The organism is Apibacter muscae, assembly GCF_007845595.1.
In the GTDB taxonomy this organism is placed as follows: domain Bacteria; phylum Bacteroidota; class Bacteroidia; order Flavobacteriales; family Weeksellaceae; genus Apibacter; species Apibacter muscae.
This window is the reverse complement of the sequence record NZ_SELI01000014.1, coordinates 106,938-128,345: the sequence shown is the minus strand read 5'-3', so window position 1 is coordinate 128,345 and position 21,408 is coordinate 106,938. Positions and strand designations below refer to the sequence as shown.

General features: G+C 30.6%; 20 protein-coding genes, 3 tRNA genes and 1 pseudogene. 13 read left to right on the top strand and 11 right to left on the bottom strand.

Going from position 1 to position 21,408, the window contains the following annotated elements:
- Positions 1-20 precede the first annotated feature (20 nt).
- The 3 genes from ETU10_RS00810 to rnr all read left to right on the top strand — a co-directional run bounded on the left by ETU10_RS00810 (position 21) and on the right by rnr (position 3,321).
- On the top strand, positions 21-356 hold the full coding sequence (locus ETU10_RS00810) for a CidA/LrgA family protein (protein ID WP_146261176.1): 336 nt from the start codon (positions 21-23) through the stop codon (positions 354-356).
- On the top strand, positions 353-1,063 hold the full coding sequence (locus ETU10_RS00805) for an LrgB family protein (RefSeq protein ID WP_185145025.1): 711 nt from the start codon (positions 353-355) through the stop codon (positions 1,061-1,063). Before ETU10_RS00810 ends, ETU10_RS00805 begins: the two co-directional genes overlap by 4 nt.
- A gap of 107 nt (positions 1,064-1,170) precedes the next feature.
- Positions 1,171-3,321 carry a ribonuclease R gene (gene rnr, locus ETU10_RS00800; RefSeq protein WP_146309348.1) on the top strand — a complete coding sequence of 717 codons (2,151 nt, stop codon included), beginning with the start codon at positions 1,171-1,173 and terminating at the stop codon, positions 3,319-3,321.
- Between the two features lie 93 nt (positions 3,322-3,414).
- Here rnr and eptA read toward each other — a convergent pair whose 3' ends face one another.
- The 11 genes from eptA to trpB form a co-directional block, all read right to left on the bottom strand.
- A complete protein-coding gene (eptA, locus tag ETU10_RS00795; protein WP_146309347.1) occupies positions 3,415-4,935 on the bottom strand; it encodes a phosphoethanolamine--lipid A transferase EptA in 1,521 nt (506 codons plus the stop codon).
- Positions 4,922-5,749: a phosphatase PAP2 family protein gene (locus tag ETU10_RS00790; RefSeq protein WP_146309346.1), complete on the bottom strand. Its 828-nt coding sequence runs from the start codon at positions 5,747-5,749 to the stop codon at positions 4,922-4,924. The genes eptA and ETU10_RS00790 overlap by 14 nt, the downstream gene beginning before the upstream one ends.
- A gap of 199 nt (positions 5,750-5,948) precedes the next feature.
- On the bottom strand, positions 5,949-7,091 hold the full coding sequence (locus ETU10_RS00785; RefSeq protein WP_221410353.1) for an ArgE/DapE family deacylase: 1,143 nt from the start codon (positions 7,089-7,091) through the stop codon (positions 5,949-5,951).
- Between the two features lie 208 nt (positions 7,092-7,299).
- A complete protein-coding gene (trpA, locus tag ETU10_RS00780) occupies positions 7,300-8,073 on the bottom strand; it encodes a tryptophan synthase subunit alpha (RefSeq protein WP_146309344.1) in 774 nt (257 codons plus the stop codon).
- A gap of 12 nt (positions 8,074-8,085) precedes the next feature.
- Positions 8,086-8,721 (bottom strand): phosphoribosylanthranilate isomerase, encoded by a 636-nt coding sequence (locus ETU10_RS00775; RefSeq protein WP_146309343.1) that lies wholly within the window; start codon positions 8,719-8,721, stop codon positions 8,086-8,088.
- Positions 8,722-8,724: 3 nt separating this feature from the next.
- Positions 8,725-9,507 carry an indole-3-glycerol phosphate synthase TrpC gene (gene trpC / locus ETU10_RS00770; protein WP_146309342.1) on the bottom strand — a complete coding sequence of 261 codons (783 nt, stop codon included), beginning with the start codon at positions 9,505-9,507 and terminating at the stop codon, positions 8,725-8,727.
- 14 nt (positions 9,508-9,521) lie between these two features.
- Positions 9,522-10,520, bottom strand: a complete 999-nt coding sequence (gene trpD / locus ETU10_RS00765) for an anthranilate phosphoribosyltransferase (RefSeq protein ID WP_146309341.1) — start codon at positions 10,518-10,520, stop codon at positions 9,522-9,524.
- Positions 10,521-10,555: 35 nt separating this feature from the next.
- Entirely contained in the window at positions 10,556-11,125 is a 570-nt protein-coding gene (locus ETU10_RS00760) for an anthranilate synthase component II (protein ID WP_146309340.1), read from the bottom strand.
- Positions 11,126-11,677 carry a cysteine hydrolase family protein gene (locus ETU10_RS00755; protein ID WP_146309339.1) on the bottom strand — a complete coding sequence of 184 codons (552 nt, stop codon included), beginning with the start codon at positions 11,675-11,677 and terminating at the stop codon, positions 11,126-11,128.
- A gap of 4 nt (positions 11,678-11,681) precedes the next feature.
- On the bottom strand, positions 11,682-13,073 hold the full coding sequence (locus ETU10_RS00750) for an anthranilate synthase component I family protein (protein WP_146261188.1): 1,392 nt from the start codon (positions 13,071-13,073) through the stop codon (positions 11,682-11,684).
- 38 nt (positions 13,074-13,111) lie between these two features.
- Positions 13,112-14,299, bottom strand: a complete 1,188-nt coding sequence (trpB, locus tag ETU10_RS00745) for a tryptophan synthase subunit beta (RefSeq protein WP_146261189.1) — start codon at positions 14,297-14,299, stop codon at positions 13,112-13,114.
- Positions 14,300-14,655: 356 nt separating this feature from the next.
- On the opposite strand from trpB, the gene ETU10_RS00740 reads away from it, so the two are divergent.
- From ETU10_RS00740 to pyrH, 10 genes and pseudogenes are all read left to right on the top strand, one after another.
- Positions 14,656-15,879 carry a bifunctional folylpolyglutamate synthase/dihydrofolate synthase gene (locus ETU10_RS00740; RefSeq protein WP_146309338.1) on the top strand — a complete coding sequence of 408 codons (1,224 nt, stop codon included), beginning with the start codon at positions 14,656-14,658 and terminating at the stop codon, positions 15,877-15,879.
- A 102-nt stretch (positions 15,880-15,981) separates the two neighbouring features.
- A tRNA-Val gene (locus ETU10_RS00735) sits at positions 15,982-16,056 on the top strand.
- A gap of 44 nt (positions 16,057-16,100) precedes the next feature.
- A tRNA-Gln gene (locus ETU10_RS00730) sits at positions 16,101-16,171 on the top strand.
- 93 nt (positions 16,172-16,264) lie between these two features.
- Positions 16,265-16,519, top strand: coding sequence for a 30S ribosomal protein S20 (gene rpsT, locus ETU10_RS00725; protein ID WP_146291283.1), 255 nt, complete (start codon positions 16,265-16,267; stop codon positions 16,517-16,519).
- Between the two features lie 18 nt (positions 16,520-16,537).
- Positions 16,538-16,609: transfer RNA gene (locus ETU10_RS00720), tRNA-Glu, on the top strand.
- 471 nt (positions 16,610-17,080) lie between these two features.
- A pseudogene (gene nirK, locus ETU10_RS00715) lies at positions 17,081-18,073 on the top strand (copper-containing nitrite reductase); the annotation flags it as partial.
- A 36-nt stretch (positions 18,074-18,109) separates the two neighbouring features.
- Positions 18,110-18,937, top strand: a complete 828-nt coding sequence (locus ETU10_RS00710; RefSeq protein WP_146261192.1) for a formylglycine-generating enzyme family protein — start codon at positions 18,110-18,112, stop codon at positions 18,935-18,937.
- Positions 18,938-18,949: 12 nt separating this feature from the next.
- Positions 18,950-19,519, top strand: a complete 570-nt coding sequence (locus ETU10_RS00705) for an SCO family protein (RefSeq protein ID WP_146309337.1) — start codon at positions 18,950-18,952, stop codon at positions 19,517-19,519.
- A 6-nt stretch (positions 19,520-19,525) separates the two neighbouring features.
- Positions 19,526-19,915, top strand: coding sequence for a c-type cytochrome (locus ETU10_RS00700; RefSeq protein ID WP_146309336.1), 390 nt, complete (start codon positions 19,526-19,528; stop codon positions 19,913-19,915).
- A 112-nt stretch (positions 19,916-20,027) separates the two neighbouring features.
- A complete protein-coding gene (gene pyrH, locus ETU10_RS00695; RefSeq protein ID WP_146261195.1) occupies positions 20,028-20,735 on the top strand; it encodes a UMP kinase in 708 nt (235 codons plus the stop codon).
- Positions 20,736-21,408 lie beyond the last annotated feature (673 nt).

Genomic DNA, 21,408 nt, shown 5'->3' with positions numbered 1-21,408 from the left:
TAAAATAAATTTTTCTAATAATGAAATTATTATCGCAGCTAGGAATTATTCTATTCTTCTTTTTTATTGGAGAATTTATAGTTTTCATCTTAAAATTAAAAATTCCAGGAAGTATAGTAGGTATGTTGCTTTTGTTAATCTCTTTACAACTAAAGATAATTAAAGTAGAAAGTATAAAAGAAGTCTCAACCTTTTTCATTAACAATATGCTCATTTTATTTATTCCATTAGGCGTAGGCTTAGCAGCCCAATGGGATCTAATTTCTAAAGAATGGTTAACGATTATAGTCTCTATTTTTATCAGCACTTTTATAGTTTTATCCGTAGTTGCCCTAATAATAAACAAGAAAAAATGAATGAATTGCTAAATACCCCACTGTTTCATATTTTAATAACTCTTATAGTTTTTGGTTTATCAAATCTTTTGTATAATCAATTTAAGTACAAAATTTTACATCCGGGCATCATTTCTATATTATCCTTAATCATCTATCTTAAAATTTCTGAAACTTCTTTTGAAAATTATAATAAAAATACATACTTAATTAGCTTTTGGCTGGGTCCATCTGTGGTAGCTTTAGGTTTACCCTTATACTTATATATTAAACATTTAAAAGGCAGCTACTTAAGAGTATTATTAGCTATGTTGGCAGGTAGTATTTTAGGAATCGTTTCTGTGGTAATAATTTCAAAGCTGTTAGGTGCTTCCGATGTAATTGCTTACTCCCTTGGCCCAAAATCTGTTACCACTCCTATAGCCATGGAAATATCCAAAAGCTTAGGAGGAATACCTTCGTTAACCATTGCTATTGTTTTTATTACCGGTTTTACTGGGGCTTTATTTGGATGGAGTTTTCTACAATTTTTAGGCATAAAAGATCAAAAAGCTATTGGAATTGCAATGGGTACTGCCGCCCATGCCATAGGAACCGCTGAAGTTGTAAAAAAAGGACAAGAATTTGGAGCCTATGGAGCTATAGGAATTGCTTTAAACGGTATTTTTACTGCTATTTTTGCTCCTTTAATAATTCCTCCACTCTTACATCTTTTAAATTTTTTGTAAATCCTACCGTTTTCATTAGCAAAAATCTATTTTTAAAATTTAAAATAGTATCTTTATCTTTGAAAGATAAAAAAACTTTTATATGTTTTTTTATTGATTGAGATATTATGACGAATAAAAAGAAAAGAATCCCTGCCAAGCATCAGGAAAAGCTAAGGGATTTAAAAAGAGAAATACTTACACTCTTTACTAAAAATCCTAACAAACAATATAATTATAAGCAAGTTGCATCTTCTTTAGATAAAAAAAATCCTAGACAAAGAGAATTAGTAATACAAGCCCTACAACAACTTACCTCTGAAAAACAATTGCTGGAGATAAAATTGGGCAAATATCAAATAAATTTTAAAGAAGACTTTCTTGAAGGTAAGATTGATTTCAATAGTAGTGGCAATGCATATTTAATTGTTGAGGGATTAGAGAAAGATTTGTTTATTCCGAAAGGAAAAACAGGAAAGGCCTTACAAAACGATCTTGTCAAAGCAATCGTTCACCAATTTAAAAATAAGAAATCTGAAGCCCAGGTTATAGAAGTTGTAGAACGCTATAAAAATCAATTTGTAGGTAAACTTGAATATACGAAAGGTAAAAATTTTGGCTTTGTGATTGTAAACAAAAATGCAATTCACACTGACATTTTTGTTTCAAAAGATCAATTAAATCATGCCGAAAATGGACAAATTGTATTGGTTGAGTTACTTAGCTGGGATGAAAAATCTGAAAGTCCTTCTGGAAAAATTATTGATGTTTTAGGTAAACCGGGTGAAAATGAAACAGAGATGCATGCTATTCTCGCAGACTATGGATTGCCTTATGACTTTCCAGAGGAAATAGAAGAAGAAGCTAAAAAATTAGATCTAAGCATATCGGAAGTTGAAATTGCTAAACGCAGAGACATGCGTAAGATTACTACTTTCACCATAGACCCTGCGGACGCTAAAGATTTTGACGATGCTTTATCCATACAAAAACTTGACAATGGGAACTGGGAAATAGGTATTCATATTGCAGATGTATCTCATTATGTGAAACCCGGAAGTCCTTTAGACCAAGAGGCATATTCAAGGGCTACTTCTGTTTATTTGGTTGATCGAGTTGTGCCCATGTTGCCTGAGATTTTAAGTAACCATGTATGTTCGCTTAGACCCCATGAAGATAAATATACTTTTTCCGCTGTTTTTGAACTGGATGAAAATGCAGATATTAAACATCAATGGTTTGGAAGAACTGCTACCCATTCAGATCGAAGATTTACTTATGAAGAAGCCCAACAGATTATTGAAGGGAAAGAAGGAGATTTTCAAGAAGAATTACTTGTATTAAATAAACTTGCTAAAACTTTAAGAGAAAAAAGACTTAAAGCTGGCGCTATTTCCTTTGATAAAGTAGAGGTGAAATTCAATTTAGATGAAGATAAAAACCCTACAGGTGTGTTTTTTAAAGTTTCTAAGGATAGTAATCACCTTATAGAGGAGTTTATGCTCTTGGCAAATAAAAAGGTATCTGAATTTGTTAGCCTAAGAAAGGGTAAACCTACAGATCGCACTTTCATTTATAGAATTCATGACGATCCTGATCCTACTAAGCTACTTACCTTTAAGCAATTTGTGAATACTTTAGGCTACGACATCAATATTACTGAGAAAAAGCAAACCTATTTATCCATTAATCAATTACTCATGGAAGTAAAAGGAAAAGGGGAAGCAAATATGATTGAAACCTTAGCTGTACGAACAATGTCTAAAGCTAAATATTCTACGGATAATGTGGGACATTATGGTTTGGCTTTTGATTATTATTCGCACTTTACTTCTCCTATACGAAGATATCCTGATATAATTGCTCATCGATTGCTACAAGATTTTCTAGATAAAAAACCCTCTGCTAAAAAAGAAGAAATTGAAGGTATGGCCAAACATTCCAGCGAGATGGAAAAACTCGCAGCCGATGCTGAAAGGGATAGCATTAAATACATGCAAGTAAAATTCATGGAACAACATGTGGGTGAATGTTTTGAAGGGGTTATTTCAGGAACTACTGATTTTGGAATTTATGTAGAAATCCGTGAATTTGGTGCAGAAGGGCTGATTCGTCTACGTGATATTCGTGATGATGACTATCGTTACGATGAAAAAACTTATTCAATCACTGGACAAAGAACTGGAAATCAGTATCGTTTAGGAGATACCATCCTTGTAAAAGTAATTAAAGCCAATTTAGAAAGAAAACAACTGGATTTTGAATTGGTTCAGGAATAATTATAATCTTTAATATTAACTTTCCTTTTAAGATTTTTGAAAGGAAAGTTAATACGATTTATTATTAATTATAAATCTTATCAAAGAGCTATATTATTTAAAAATATTCATCTGCTCATTATAAATCGGGCTTTCAATATTTAAAAAGTTTAAAACACTATGGAACACATGGTTTTGAGAAAGCATATCATTGGGTTTGAGTTGCTTGTAATTATCTGATGTCCATACGATAAAAGGGATTTCATATTGCTCTTTAGGAGCTATACTCATTGGAACCCCATGCATATATAAGTTTTTTTCTCCTAATGATTCTCCATGATCTGAAACAAACAACAGGGTACTATGATAATCTTTTAAATCTTTTAAATCATTGATTACAGATGCTAAAAGATAATCCGTATATACAATTGTATTGTCATATGCATTGATTAGTTCTTCTTGTGAACATTTACCTAGTTCCACACTATTACAAACCGGTTTGAAAACTTCAAATTTAGAAGGATATTTTTTACTATACGTAGGTCCATGGCTTGTACTGGTATGTAAAACTACTAGTATTTTATTCTTATCGCTTGCTAAAATTTGTTCTTTTAAACCATTAAGTAAAATTTCATCGTATTGGCAGTTTTCGCCTTCGCAGGTAGTCCTTAAAGCATCCTTATCTAAATAATTCTTAATATGCAAAGGCGGTTGCCCCCAGTTGGTTGATCTCCAAATTACCTCAACATTATTTCTATATAAATAGTTGGGTAAAATTTCATATAATTTATTAGAATTTATATGTTCTAAAATACACTTTACTCCAGCAGTTGTATATGTTCCACAGGAATTTGCTTTAAAAGGATGTATATTTTCAATTTTAGATAGTAATGGATTGGTATTTTTTGTATATCCATACAAAGAAAAATTTTCTCTTCTCGCTGATTCACCAATCACTAACACAAAAATAGATTTTTCATTATCTTTTATTTTAGCATCTGGCAATAAAATCTCTTTCTGATTCTCTTGGTTCTTATGTATAAAGTAAAGCGGTATATTAACGGAATAAGACCATGGCATAGCAAGTCCTCCTAATGTTTTTGAATTTTTATCTATCCATAACCAGTTACTTGCATTGGCAAAAGCTAAAATTATGAGAAGTAATAGGGAAAGTGATGATCTAACTAAAAATTTTTTTGTGGTTGCTTTTAGAATCTTAATTCTAGCTATATATATACTAGGTAATATTCCTAATATAAGAATAAACAACAACAATTTTATGGAAAAAAAGCTACTGGATTCTTCGTAATTGGTATTAAAAATATTACCTATCATACTTTCATCTATGATCACTCCGTATGTGAGTATAAAATAAACGGCAATAGAATTGATAATAAAAGTCAATATAATTAAAGTTTTTCCTATATACCTTGATAAAAAGGTTAGCAAATAGAAAACAAAATAATTAGCCACTAGCATAACGACTACTAAACTTGCAATAAGAATAATACCTGATAAGCTTTTATAGTCTACATTTTTAAAAACAAATTTAAAAAATGGTAAATGGTAGAGTAAAAAATTTAATAGACTAACTAATAAGGCAAAATTTGATATTTTAAGACTATTTTTTAACATATGCATTTATGATTGTATAAAGTAAGATGAGTAGACTAACTATAGAAATATAAAAAATTAATAATTGTGTATGATAAATTTTTACACCTAAGATAATAATTGAAATTAGAAATAATAATATAAAGATTGGGTAGTATTTTTTATTATTTATCCAATGCCAAAATTTATACTTTTGATAAGAAAGAATGCCTAGTATTCCACAGATAAAACCTAATATACTTCCTGAAATTACATCTAATGGATAATGAGCACCCACACCCACTCTAGTAAATGCTAATATATAAGCCATTAATAGTACACCCACACACCAAACAATTTTATTTATTGTTCTTTGAGGCATAAAAGCAATCATAATTACAGTCAATACCGTAAATATAGTAGTGGAATGCCCGGAGGGAAAACTATTATAACCTTTTAATGTTTTCCCAATTATTGTAAAATCACTAAGATCGTAAATAGCTGCAGGTCTCGGAACTTTAAAACAATTTTTAAACAATGGTGTTAGTATTCCAGAAATAAGTATTGACGGTATTAGCCCTTTCCATAATTCGGGAGCGTAAACTATAAAAACTGCTAAAAAGGATAGAATAATTAATACGTCTCCAAACTGTGTTAAATTATATATGAGATTTGGATAATTGGATAATTCTTTATTGATCCATTGAAAATAATCTTTTTGTATGAAGCTATAATAATTATCAATTAATAGATTTTCACTTATAAAGAAAACCGTCATTCCCAATAACAAAACAATGGGTATAAATAATATTTTAGAATTTAGAGAAGAAAAATTTTTGATTATGGTAAGATTCATCAAATTCAAATCTTTTTTACACATTAATATTTATATCTATCTTTCATAGATAAACACTTGGATAGATTTGTGGTTAAAATTAAGATTTTTTATTGATATTTAATGATTTTGAATAAATTAACTAAATAAATTTTCTTTTATGATTAATGGAATTTGAGGTATAAAAAACATCGATTAAAAAATCGATGTTTTATTTTTCTTACTTTAAAAATTCTTTAGCTATTTCTTTGTAGATTTCAATACCTTCTAAATAATTTTCTATTTCGATGTATTCATCCGGCTGATGTGCCATTATAGGTTCACCCGGTCCTAATACTATAATTGGTAAATTCTTTTGAACTTTCACAAACTGAGAACCATCTGTATAACCACTTACACCTAATGGCTTAACTTCTTCTCCTTTCTTTTTGGACACTATGGAAGTAATTAATTTAACAATTTCAGTATTTTCATCAGTTTTAACTGGATCTAAATCATTAATTACTTCAATTTCTAAACTAAAGTTTTTAATTTTTTCAGACATTTCTTTATTAAGCTGTTCCAGTTCATTTAAAAATTCTTGATGATCTTGGGATTCAATCGTACGAATATCTATTTCAACGATGCATTGATCGGGGATTACATTGGTAGCATTTCCTCCTTTAAAAACATTGATCGTTGATGTTGAAGGTCCGACCATATCATCTTTGTATTGAGAAAAGTTAAATTTCTTATTAAATGCTTCAATAAAATTTAACATATGCTCAACCGCATTAATTCCCTCTGATGGTGCTGAACCGTGTGCGGTTTTTCCTTTTGTTTTTAAACGTAACCAAATCGCTCCTTTATGCGCTATAACTACATAATTTCTTGTAGGTTCACCAATTATCAATGCATCTAAATCTTTGGCATATCCTTTTTCCACTAATTGGCCAGCGCCTATGGCAGAAGTTTCTTCCCCAACAGTTGCTAGCAATTGTATATCTCCATTCAATTCTACATTATTTCTCTTCAATTCAATCATGGCAGCTACCGCAGCCATTAATCCCCCTTTCATATCACTTGCACCACGGGCATAAATTTTTCCGTCTTTCTCATCAGCATCAAAAGGTTTATGTTCCCATTCCTGCTCTCCTACAGGAACAACATCCATATGTCCTGTAAAGCCAAGTATTTTGTCAGATTTTTTTCCTTTAAGAGTTGCAATCAACTGATTTCTACCTTCAGAATATTCAATTTGCTCAGTTTCAATCCCCTCTTCTTTAAAAAGCTTTTCTATATAATCAGCAACTTCTTTTTCATTGTCTAAAGTTGAATCAATTTTCAGGATATCTTTAAGCCAATCTATTTTTTCCTTTTCCATGATTTTTATTTTTCATGTTTTACAACATAATTTATACCAAATTAAAAAATAAATATAGTTAAATCTGAGTATTTATTATGTATTTGACATAATTTATTAACCAACAATCATTAACTTAATTAGAGTAAAAAATTTAAATCGATTTAAAAAACTTTATAAGTTCTTACTAAATTTTTGTTTATATCTATGTAAGAACCTTAAATGATATTTATTCTTTTAAACCATTAATTAATTTTTGTATGGCTTTATCTATAGAATTAGTATCTTCTAACAACGAGATAAATTTACTTCCAATAATAGCTCCGTTAGAGTTTTTTTGTGCAGCATCTAAGGTTTCCTTGTTAGAAATTCCAAAGCCTATTAATCTTGGATTTTTCAAATTCATTGCATTAATTTTCTGAAAATATTCTTGTTTTTTTTCATCAAAACTTTTCTGTGCTCCGGTTGTGGAAGCGGAAGAAACCATGTAGATAAATCCATCCGTATGTTCATCTATAAGGCGAATTCGTTCTTCTGAAGTTTCCGGAGTAATTAGCATTATTATTTTTATATCGTATTGATCTGCAATGGGCTTGTATTCTTTAATATAATCATCAAAAGGCAAATCGGGAATAATTGCTCCATCCAACCCTATTTCTTTACATTTTTTACAGAAATTTCCGAAACCGTATTGCATAATCGAGTTTAAATAGCCCATCATAATTAAGGGTAAATTGGCTTCTTTTCTTATATTTTCCAATTGCTCAAATAGGATTTTCAGTGTCATTCCATTCTTTAAAGCTTGGGTTCCACTGGCTTGTATAGTAGGTCCGTCTGCCATAGGATCAGAAAAAGGAATTCCTATTTCTATTAAATCAATTCCATTGGATTCTAATTTTTTTATTATCTCCACCGTACTATCCAGATTAGGATAACCTGCTGTAAAATAAATGGATAGTATATTTTTAGGTTTATTTTTAAAAAGTTGATTGATTCTGTTCATATTCTTAATATACTACTGATTATACCTTTTTATTTTGTTTAAAAATTTATCTAGCTGTTTTATGTCTTTTAAACCTGGCTTTAATTCAAACTTGCTATTTAAATCTAAAGCGTATAATTTTTTATGCTGTATTTTTTGTATTTCTTCTGTATCCTCTAACGAAATTCCTCCACTAAGAAAAAAAGGTATTTCTCCTTGATAGTTGTTTAATATAGTCCAGTCAAATTTTTTCCCGGAACCTCCATATTGTGGCGTTTTCGTATCAAAAAGTAAATAATCGCAAACCTCTTCGTATTCTCCTGTTTTTTCGATATCTTGAATTTCTGCAATACTAAAGGCTTTAATAATTCTTAAGTTTGGAATTTTAATTCTAAGTTCTTTTATATATATTATGGTTTCTTTTCCGTGTAATTGAACATAATCTAAAGAATATTTTTTTACTCTATTCTCTACTTCCTGTAATTCTGCATTTACAAAAACACCTACTTTTTTTATAAAGGAGGGTAGATGAGATAGTTGTTCTGGATTTAATTCTGCAACATATCTGGGAGATTTGGAGTAAAAAATCAGTCCTATAAAATCAACAGGTAATTGTATTAATTGCTGTATATTTTCAGGATACTTCATCCCGCAGACTTTAATCCTCATAACCTATTGCAATTCTTTAATAAACTGTTCTAATGCTTCTCCCGGATTGGGAGTTTTCATAAAGTTTTCCCCCATTAAAAAACCCTGATATCCTACTTGCTCCAATTCTTTTACAGTTTGTGTGGAAGAAATTCCACTTTCTGAAATTTTCAAAAATTCATTAGGAATCTTTTCTACCAACTGAAAGGATACTTGCACATCGGTAACAAAGGTTTTTAAATTTCGATTGTTCACTCCTACTACATCTACAAATTCATTGATATGATCCAATTCTTGTTCATTATGTATTTCCAGTAATACATCCAACCCTAATTCTTTCGCTTTTTTTGCTAAATTTTTAGTTTCGTCTATGGTTAAAGCTGCTGCAATCAATAAGATTGCACTGGCTCCATATATTTTCGCTTGGTATATTTGATACTCGTCTACCATAAAATCTTTGCGAAGAAGGGGTGTATTCGTCAATAAAGATGCCTCTTTTAAGTCGTTTAAATTTCCTCCAAAAAAATCAAAATCCGTCAATACAGAAATTGCACTGGCTCCTCCTTTAGAATAATAGGGAATTACTTCTTCAATTTTTGCCTCTTTAAATATCCAGTCTTTGGATGGTGATCTCCTTTTGAATTCTGCTATAATACCGGTAGATGATTTCTTTATTGATTCTTTAAAAGATTGTCTGGGTTCTATATGACCTAATTGACATTCTAATTCATCCATTGACTGACTCTGCTTGCTTTGAGCTATCACAATTCTTTTATTGGCTATAATTTTATCCAGTATGGTAGACATATTTTTTTCCTTTTTTAATTATTCAATTCCAAAAATTTCTGAAATGTTTTTTTAGTTTTTCCACTCTCTAAAGCTTCCTTTGCTTGAGCTAAACAATCTTCTATTCCAAGGTTAGGTTCAATCGTTTGAATCGCAAAGGCTGAGTTGGCTATAACTACGTTTTTCTGTGCAAGTGTTGCCGTATTATTTAGGACATTATCAAAAATACGAGAGGCTTCCTCAGCGGTTTGTCCACCGTCTAAATCCATAGGTTTATAGAAATCAAAACCTAAATCCTCAGGAGAATAGAGATATTCTCCTAATTTGCTTATCGTTTTAAATTTATCCGTTAGAGAGATTTCGTCGTACCCATCCAAACTATGCACTATAGTATAATCACAATCCATATTTTGGTAAATATAGTAGTACAAACGCGCCATCTTAAGATTGAATACTCCTAATACATTTCTTTTAGGTCTTATAGGGTTTACCACCGGACCTAACATATTAAAAAAAGTACGTACGCCTAAAGATTTTCTTATGGGTGCCACCACTTTTAAAGCATCATTAAAAAGTGGGGCATGAAGATAGGCTATATTAGCTTCTTCTAACGATCTTTCTAATCTATCTAAATCCGAAGTAAACTTAACCCCGTGTTGTTCCATAACATTAGACGCTCCGCTTACAGATGTAGCCCCATAATTTCCATGTTTAGCTACTTTATATCCTGCACTGGCTACCACAAAACTAGATAGGGTAGAAATATTGAAGGTGTTTTTATTATCTCCTCCAGTACCTACAATATCTATGGTTTTATATTTTTGTAAGGGTGAAACATCTTTGCATAGATTTAACAAGGCATCTCTAAATCCTAAAAATTCTTCAATGCTGATGTTCCTCATTAAAAAAACACTGATAAAGGCTGCAATTTGGGATTCATTATATATTCCTGCTGACATTTGCGTTAATATTTGGCTAGCCTCTTCTCTATTTAGATACTGGTGTTCAAATAACCGATTTAAAATATCTTTCATACTTTGATTTCTAATCATAATTATAACTTAGGAATTCACCCTTCTAAAAAGTTTTTGATCATAATTTTTCCATGGGGTGTAAGTATAGACTCCGGATGAAACTGTAAACCATGCACATCGTACAAACGGTGCTTTAAAGCCATTATTTGGTTGTTTTCATCCACAGCTGTGATCATCAAATTTTCATGCGGGAAATCTTCTTGACTTACAATCCATGAATGATATCTTCCTATTTCAAATGAAGAAGTTAATCCTTCAAAAATATAGTCTTTTTCTATAATTTTTGCTTTAGTAGCTACCCCATGATAAACTTCATCCAGATTCTTTAATTGGGCTCCAAAGGCTTCTCCAATGGCTTGCTCTCCTAAACATATACCTAAAATTGGTTTGGTAGATGCATACTCTTTAATTAAAGGTAATAATATTCCCGATTCGGAGGGAATCCCTGGACCGGGTGAAAGTATAATTTTATCATACTTTTCAATTTCAGAAATTGAAATTTTATCATTTCTAATCACATCAAGTTCAGCGTATCCTAAATCTTTAACTAAATAAGCTAAGTTATAAGTAAAAGAATCATAATTATCAAATAATAAAATTTTCATCTATTTATTATTAGCTTGTAAATATTCGTCTGTTGTTTTTATCTCTGCATAATAATAGGACAATGCAGATAAAAATGCGGTTTGGACTTCTTGTGCAGTTGCTTTTTTTCCTGAAAATTCCAATTCTCGGGTGGCACATGCATCTGCAATTAAAGTACATTGATAACCTAAATCTTTAGCGGCTCTTACAGTAGCATCCACGCACATATGGGTCATCATACCACATATTACCAATTCATTTACTTCATATTTTTGCAAATGTTTTTGTAAATCAGTTTTAATAAAGCTATTAGGACTGTATTTGGTAATCACAATCTCTCCATCTATAGGCTTTACATTTGGATGAATTTCAGCTCCTTCTGTATATGGCTTAAAAAAGGTGGCTTCTTCTTGAAGAGATATATGTTGTATATGAATTACCGGCAAATGCAAAGATCTAAAATTTTCCAAAATCTTTTTGGTTTGTTCACTCGCTTGCAATGCTCCTTCCAAAGGAAAATTCCCATTTTTAAAATAATCTTTTTGTACGTCTATAACAATTAGTGCTTTCATTTATTTAATTTTTTAAGGTTTCTGCTAAATTTACAGCTCTTTTTAGAGCTCCTAGTTTGTTATTCACTTCTTGTAACTCTTCCTCTGGATTGGATTTAGAGACTACGCCGGCTCCTGCTTGATAGTAAAGTGTATTGTTCCTACTCATAAAGGAACGAATAGTTATGGCTTGGTTTAAATCTCCGTTTATACCTATATATCCTATGCATCCTCCATACGCTCCTCTTGTATGTTTTTCAATATCATAGATCAATTGCATTGCTCTTACTTTAGGAGCTCCTGATAAAGTTCCAGCCGGAAAAGTATCTGCAAAAACTGCTATATTATTTTTTCCTTCTTCTACTTTACCACTTACTCTAGACACTAAATGAATCACATGTGAAAAATATTGTACATTTTTATAAAAGTCTACCCGAACTTGAGAACAATTTCTACTTAAATCATTCCTTGCTAAATCGACCAGCATTACATGCTCTGCATTTTCTTTTTCATCTTTAAGCAACTTTTCGGAAAGAATCTTATCTTTTTCATCCTCACCGGTTCTTTTATACGTTCCTGCAATAGGATCTATATATGCATGTCCTTGGGTTATTTTGCAATGGGTTTCTGGAGATGATCCAAATATGCGAAAGACTCCAAAATCAAAATAAAACAAATAAGGAGAAGGATTTACTGAACGTAAAGCTCGATATACTTTAAAGTCATCCCCTGCAAAGGCTTGGGAAAAACAACGAGACAAAACAATCTGGAAAACATCTCCTCTTTTACAATGGGCAATCCCTTTTTTTACGGCATCTAAATATTCCTCACCGGTGGTAAAAGAATTTTCATCTCCAATTTGCTTAAAATTGTAAGAAGCATAATTGTTGTTTTGCAACAACGCTTCTAATTGCTCCATTTTTGAGTTTTCTCCTTCAGGAATATTTTCTACAATTATTAGCTCATTTTTTAAATGATTGATAACAAATATAAATCGATAGAATATATAATAAAACTCAGGTATATCTGCGTTATTCAGTTTTTGGTTTTTAGGTTGTACAGTTTCAAAATACCGAATACTATCGTAAGAAGTATACCCAAAAAAACCATTAACATTGGTAGGATTATCTCCCTCTATCTTAAAACTTTTCATAAAGTTATCAAAAGCTATTGGCAATGAGATCTCTAACTTTTGTTTATTTTCAACGCCATTAATTTCTGTTATAACTTCATGATCTTGCACCTTAAATTTTGCTAGGGGTTCTAAAGCTATAAATGAAGAACTATCTTCACCTCCATGAAAATCTGAACTTTCCAATAATGCTGATTCCGGGAATAAGTCTCTTATTTTTAAGTATAACCCGACTGGGGTTTGCAAATCTGCAAGTAATTTTTTTGTGATTAGTCGTATATTCATTCGTTCTAATATTTTTTATTTGAGAATAAGATCTTTTTCTAATTCTTTTCTCTATAACTTACATAGGTTTCCATATCTTTATCTCCTCTACCAGATAAACACAATACAACAATATCCTCAGGTTTGAATTTTTTTTGTTCTAAAACTCCTAAGGCATGGGCTGATTCTATAGCGGGAATAATTCCTTCCATACGAGTGAGTTCAAAGGCAGCTTTCATTGCTTCTTCATCCGTAACCGCTAATACTTCCGATCTCCCTACGGTCGCTAAATGCGCATGCATAGGACCTATGCCTGGATAATCCAAACCCGCAGATATGGAATATGGTTCTTGAATCTGACCATCATCGGTTTGCATCAAAAGGGTTTTACTGCCGTGTACAATCCCTAGCTTACCTAAATGTATGGTTGCTGCAGATTCTCCTGAATTCACTCCTTTTCCAGCGGCTTCTGCTAAAATAATGTTAACTTTCTCATCATCTAAATAATGATAGATAGTTCCAGCGGCATTACTCCCTCCTCCAATACAAGCTATTAAATAATCTGGTGCTTCTCTTCCTTCTTTTTCTAATAATTGTTTTTTTATTTCTTCACTAATTACTGACTGTAATCTTGCTACCATATCAGGATATGGATGCGGACCTACGGTGGAACCTATAATATAATAGGTATTGGAAGGGTTTGAACACCAATCTCTAATCGCTTCATTGGTAGCATCTTTCAACGTTTTGTTTCCACTTTCAACCGGAACTACTGTTGCTCCTAACATATGCATTTTTTCAACGTTTAATCTTTGTCTTTCAACGTCAGTAGCCCCCATGTATACGATACATTCCATATTCATTAATGCACATACCGTAGCTGTAGCCACCCCGTGTTGTCCTGCTCCGGTTTCGGCTATAATACGAGTTTTACCCATTTTTTTTGCCAACAAAATCTGCCCAATGGTATTATTAATCTTATGCGCGCCGGTGTGGTTTAAATCTTCCCTTTTTAAATATATTTTGCAACCATACTTTTTGGATAAACGCTTTGCTAAATACAAGGGAGAAGGACGACCTACATAATCTTTTAACAAATCATAATATTCTTTTTTAAAATCTGGGCTTTCTAAAAATTGTAAATAATTTTTTTTAAGTTCCTCTACATTATCATATAAAATTTCAGGAATATAGGCTCCTCCAAATTCCCCATAAAAACCTTTTTGATCTACGTTATACTTTTGCATTCATTTATTTTTTATACAAAAAAGCCTATCGTGAGTACGATAGGCTTCTGTTATTTATAATTATCAACATAGCAAGATTCACTCACAATTTTTGAAATTGAAAGCACCACCACCATGATATGTTTAATATAGTTTTCACTTTTAAATCTTAATGATAACAAAATTATTATTTTTTTTTTAATCTCAATAACATTTACTTAGAAAAATTTTAAATTCTGTTTTTCTCTTTTTAACAGGAAATTAAACTTACACTATTTAATTATTTACCTAACTAATAAGTAAAAAAATTTTTAAATATAATTGGCTCTTCGTATATTTAAAAATTTGTATTTTTAACCGATTAATACCTTGCAATTATGCAAACCTATGATGAAATTTTAGAATGGTTATATTCACAAGTTTCTAACTTTCAAAATGTCGGCCAGTCTGCTTATAAACCTGGATTTGATAATATTTTAAAATTATGTGAAATTTTAGATAATCCACATAAAAAAATTAAAACCATCCATATTGCTGGGACAAATGGTAAGGGCAGCACTTCTAACATGGTCGCTTCCATTTTAAAAGAGGCTGGATATTCGGTTGGTTTATTTACTTCCCCTCATTTAAAAAATTTTACTGAAAGAATTAGAGTAAATGGAGAAGAATGTGAAAATGATTATGTTTTCAATTTCCTTACAAATATTAGAACGTATTTTACTAAAGACTTCAATCCTTCATTCTTTGAATTGACTACTGCTATGGCTTTTGATTATTTTACTAAAAAAAAGGTAGATATTGCAGTTATTGAAGTTGGTTTAGGAGGTCGACTGGATTCCACCAATATAATTAGCCCCCAAGTTTGTGCTATCACTAGTATTTCTTTAGATCATACAGAACTTTTGGGGGACACTCTTGAAAAAATTGCTTGGGAAAAAGCTGGAATAATTAAAACTAAAATCCCTGTTGTCATTGGAGAGGAAAAGGAAAATATAAAAAATTATCTTATTGACATCTGTAAGGAAAGAAATGTCCCTTATATAGACGCAACTTCTATAAATAAAGAATATATTTCTGACATTACGGGAATTTATCAAAGCCAAAACAAGAGAACGGTTTTAGGTATTATTCATTTTTTAAATGAGCAAGGTTGCTCTATTAAGGAGGAACATATAAAAAATGGATTCCTTAGTGTGAAAAAAAATATGCATCTGCGTGGACGATGGGATATTTTACAAGAAAAAAATCCATTAATTATTTGCGATACAGCCCATAATGAAGACGGTTTTAAAAAAGTTACTGATCAACTCTCCAAAATGAGTTTTAACGAACTCCATATGGTTCTAGGATTTGTTAAAGGTAAAAATTTAGATAAAGTATTCCCATTATTGCCTGAAAATGCAAATTATTATTTTGTAAAACCTTCCATTGCTCGAGGTCTTCCACCCAATGAATATGAAGAAAAAATCAAAAAATTTTTCTCTAAGTATAAAATTTTAAGTTCTGCACATGATGGATTAAATTACTCTAAATCAATTGCTAATGAAAATGATTTAATATTTATTGGTGGTAGTAATTTTATTATTTCTGAAATTATTTAAAAAAATATTTGCAAGTCTAAAAAATAGGCGTATATTTGCAATCCAATTACGAAACAAAATAAATCTAAAAACAAAAGTTCTTAAATATAATTGTTTTGAAATGGGCGATTAGCTCAGCTGGTTCAGAGCACCTGCCTTACAAGCAGGGGGTCGCAGGTTCGAACCCTGCATCGCCCACAATAAAAGCCTTTTCTTTTTAGTAGAGGTTTTTTTATTGGTGAAGACCTATGGTGTAACGGTAGCACACCGGTTTTTGGTACCGTTTGTCGGGGTTCGAATCCCTGTAGGTCTACAAACGTTAAGTTATAAAAAACGTTTGCCTGTTAAGTTTAAATGTTTTACATTTGCTCGCGGTAAACAAAAATGAATAGAAAGATTTTAAAAAATGGCAAATCATAAGTCAGCATTAAAAAGAGTAAGACAAGCTCAGGTAAAAAGATTGCGTAATAGATATTACCATAAGTCTGCAAGAACAGCTATTAAAGAATTGAGAGCTGAGACTGAGAAATCTGTTGCTTCAGAAAAGTTACCTACTGTTTTTTCTAAAATAGACAAGTTAGCAAAAAGAAATATTATTCATAAGAATAAGGCTTCTAACTTAAAATCTAAATTAAATAAGTTTGTAAACGCTTTAGCGTAAGCATCTATATAAGATTATGGCCCGTTCGTCTATCGGTTAGGACTTCAGATTTTCATTCTGGCAAGAGGGGTTCGACTCCCCTACGGGCTACTTTAAACCACTAATTATAATTTAATTAGTGGTTTTTTATATTCTAATTCTATCACAATCTTAACCATTTAACTTTTCTATACAACATTTACATTAATATTTGAAAATCAAATTTTTATATAATTTTTTGCTAAATAAATATGGGTTGAGATTAATTAAAAAAATAATTTCAGTGATTTTAAAGTCTAGATATCCAAATCAATAATTTCACTTTTATATTTCTACTAAATATTACTTATTTACTCAAAATTTAGTTTAATCCAAAACATAACTTAAATTTAATTAAAATATACTATTATATATATTCTTATTTAGATTTTATATTAATAGCGCATTTATGATAATTATTAGTTTTTATTTTTAATAAAATAAATATTTTTATATCCTATAATCATATTTATAATACTAAATATAAAAAATAAAACTTTTATTATGTTAAAAAAAATATACCGCTGCTTTATTGGATTATTTATGATTACAAATTGTATCTTATGTCATAAAAACAATCCAGGTTCTTCATTATCCAATACCTTAAAATCCGAAGAAATAGAAACCCAAGGAAGCGTAGAAGAAGCTGAAATTACTTCTCCTCCAAATGTCCCTAAGCCTACCGGGAATAGAGCTGCAAAAAAAATAATTGTCAGACTGGAAACTATTGAAACTGTAAAGGAACTTGCCCATGGAGTAACCTATGATTTTTGGACTTTTGATGGTACAGTGCCAGGTTCATTTGTAAGAGCAAAGGTTGGCGACGAAATAGAACTTCATTTAAAAAATAATGAAAATAGCACCTTCCCTCACAACATTGATTTACATGCTGTCAATGGTCCCGGAGGAGGGGCTGCCGCTACTTTGGTACCCCCCGGCAAGGAAGCTACCTTTACTTTTAAAGCATTGAACCCAGGTTTATATGTTTATCATTGTGCAACCGCGCCCGTGGGTATGCATATCGCCAATGGAATGTATGGATTAATACTTATAGAACCCGAAGAGGGTTTACCTAAGGTAGATAAAGAATTCTATATCATGCAGGGAGATTTTTATACTAGCGGTAGCTTTGGAGAAAAAGGTTTTCAAAAATTTGACATTAACAAAGCCATTGCTGAACATCCAGATTATGTTGTTTTTAACGGGCATACCAATTCATTGATTGGTGAAAATGAATTAAAAGTAAATGTCGGAGAAACTGTACGAATTTTTGTCGGTAATGGTGGTCCAAATTTAACTTCGTCTTTTCATATTATTGGAGAAATTTTCGACAAAGTATATATGGAAGGTGGTAATCAAATTAATGAAAATGTTCAAACCACTCTTATCCCTCCGGGTGGTTCTGCAATTGTAGAATTTAAAGCTACCGTTCCTGGAGAATATGTAATTGTAGATCATGCAATTTTTAGAGCTTTTAATAAAGGTGCCTTAGGAAAAATTAAAGTATCTGGAAAAGAAAATCCTAAAGTATTTTCTGCTAATTGAGAATTATATCTCTAAAAATTTTAGCTCATGAATATTCAAGGTTCAAGTATTTTAATCGTTTTTTTTATAATTATTTCGTGCTTTCCAAATTCCAATCATGAAAGTTTAAAGGAAAATAAACAATTAGTACCTAATAAAACTTTTTCTTCTAAAAAAATGAAAATAATTGAAGAAGGATATTTACATTCATTTTTTAGCAAAGATTCTACGAATAAAATATATATCCAAAGCTTTCTTCTAGATGAGGCCCCTGTAACTTTAAAAGAATATTTAAGGTTTGTTAAAGAAAATCCTGCTTGGGCTAGAAGCCGAGTTATAGAACTATATGCAGATAAGGATTATTTAAAAAACTGGAAATCTGATTTTGAACTTCCTGAACATATCAGTCCTGAAGCTCCAGTCACCTATGTTTCTTGGTTTGCTGCCAAAGCTTATGCTAAAAGTTTAGATCAAAGATTGCCTACTACCGATGAGTGGGAGTATGTTTCTTCTGCCGATGAGTATACAGCTAATGCAACTGATAAAGAAGAATTCACCAACTACATATTAGCTTCCTACCAAAAAAAGTTTAGAAATAAACTTCCTGTAAAGCAAAACCATCCAAACTTTTATGGAATTTATGATCTATATGGTGTTGTCTGGGAATGGACGGAAGATTTTAACTCTGTAATGATTTCTGGAGAATCAAGAAACGATAATACTATTAATAATGAGAATTTATTTTGCGCAGGGGCTGCATTGACCACTTCTGATCTTAAAAATTATGCAGCATTTATCAGGTATGCAATGAGAGGGGGAACAAAAGCAAATTATTGTATTCAAAACATGGGCTTTAGATGTGCAAAAAATCTTTAAAACATTTTACTAATGAAAAAAATTATATATATAATTCTGTCCCTTTTAACTTTTTTTTCTTGTACAAAAGAAAATAATCTAGCGATTCTTCCTAACTCCATTTATAATTTAACTTCTAAATGGGAAAATCAAAACGGAGATACTATTGCTCTTTCGGATTTAAAGGGTAAAGTAGTTGTATTAACTATGATTTATACTTCATGTAAAACAGCTTGCCCTAGGTTAAGTGCTGAAATGAGGGAAATATACAAAAATGTAAATATTAAAAACTCTCAAGATATACGGTATGTCCTTGTATCCATAGATCCAGAAAATGACAATCCTCAAATTATGATGGATTATTTATCAAACAACAAATTCAACGATATTGAATGGTTATTTCTACGTAGTAACGAAGAGAGCACCAAAGAATTGGCGAACACTCTTTCCGTTAAATACAAGCAAATAGATCCATTAGAATTCTCACATTCAAATATAATCAGTGTTTTATCAAAACAAGGTGAATTAGTCCATCAAAAAATTGGAATGAATACAGATATTGATCCAATAATTATGAAAATAAAAAATGAATTAAAAAAATAGTAGATTATGAAAAAAGTGTTAATAGTTATTTTTAATGTACTCCTTATGGTTAGTTGTTCTAATGATGAAGAATCTAAAATCCAAACTTCTTCCTCTTCACAGGTAAACCATGAAGTAAAAGCTGTAGAAAATACTCCCCCAGAGCATAAAGGTAAATTAGCCATTGAAAATTCTGATTGTTTATCCTGCCATAAAGAAAATGCAAAACTTATAGGTCCATCATTTAAAGAAATTGCAGATAGATATTCCAATAAAGATATAGATGTTCTTACAGACAGAATTATCAATGGTGGTAAAGGAAATTGGGGAGATATACCTATGCAAGAACATCCTAATTTAAGCAAAGAAGAGGCAAAAATCATGATTGAATATATTTTATCTTTAAAAAAGATATAAGATAAGCCTTGTAAGAATTATTAAATAATCATATACCATACATTTACAAATCTTTCTATATTTGTATTAATCTATTATTCTCCGTAATAGAGAATCAATTAATAACTTTAATATGAAATATAAAAGAATCCTTCTAAAATTAAGTGGAGAAGCTTTAATGGGAGATCAACAATATGGAATTGATCCCAGTATTCTTCAAAATTATTCACAACAAATCAAAGAATTGGTGGATATGAGAGTTGAAGTTGCCATTGTTATTGGAGGAGGAAATATTTTTAGAGGAGTTTCTGGGGCCGCCACTGGAATAGACCGTGTACAAGGTGACTATATGGGAATGCTAGCAACTGTGATTAATGGCATGGCTTTACAAAGTGCTTTAGAATCCGCTGGTGTCAAAACTAGGTTGCAAACGGCTATTCGAATGGAACAGGTAGCAGAACCTTTTATTAAAAGAAAGGCAGATAGACATCTTGAAAAAGGTAGAGTTGTTATTTTTGGTGCAGGCACTGGAAATCCTTATTTTACAACAGATACAGCAGCAACACTAAAAGCTATTGAAATTAATGCTGAGGTTATATTAAAGGGCACTCGTGTAGATGGTATTTATAATTCTGATCCGGAAAAAGATAAAAATGCTGTTAAGTTTAATAGCATTTCCTTTGAAGAAGTTTACAAAAAAGGTCTTAAAATTATGGATATGACCGCCTTTACTTTAAGCCAAGAAAATAAACTTCCTATCATTGTTTTTGATATGAATAAAAAAGGAAACTTAAAAAAAATTATAGAAGGAGAAGATGTCGGCACATTAGTAACCATATAAGATGATAATTAAATAAATTTCAAGTTATACTATTGTATATAATAATTCTATATGTACTTATAAATTTTTTTCATTAACATTAAATTATAATAGTATTAAAAGATTATTAAAACAATAAAGCGATAATAAAAATTATTATCGCTTTATTTATTTTCATCGTAATAATAGCAACCATTATTAGCTAAATATATTTAATATATTTGTTGAAAATTTATCATAGATATGAATATTAGATTATTAAATAATATATGTTTAGCTATTATTATTACTATAGTTTTAATTACTTATTACATTAATTATCTAGATTATTATTTAGATGATTCATTAATTTACAGCAGATATATAAAAAATTTTTTAGAAGGGAATAGGTCTAGTATTTAACTTAGGAGAAAGATTCAATGGTTTAACTTCCCCATTATTTACATATATATCAATAATATGCAGTTATATAACAGGAAGTAAATATATAACTCTAACCATAAACTTTATTTCATGTTTATTTTTAATTTCAACTATTTTAATTTATTATAAAATTTTACAAAAAATTATTTATCCTAATTTTTTTATAATCCTAGCAATGTTATTAATAGTTTCAACAAAATTAATTTACGATTGTTTTGGTATGGAAACTTATCTGTTCACCTTTTTAATAGGATTATCAATATACCTATTT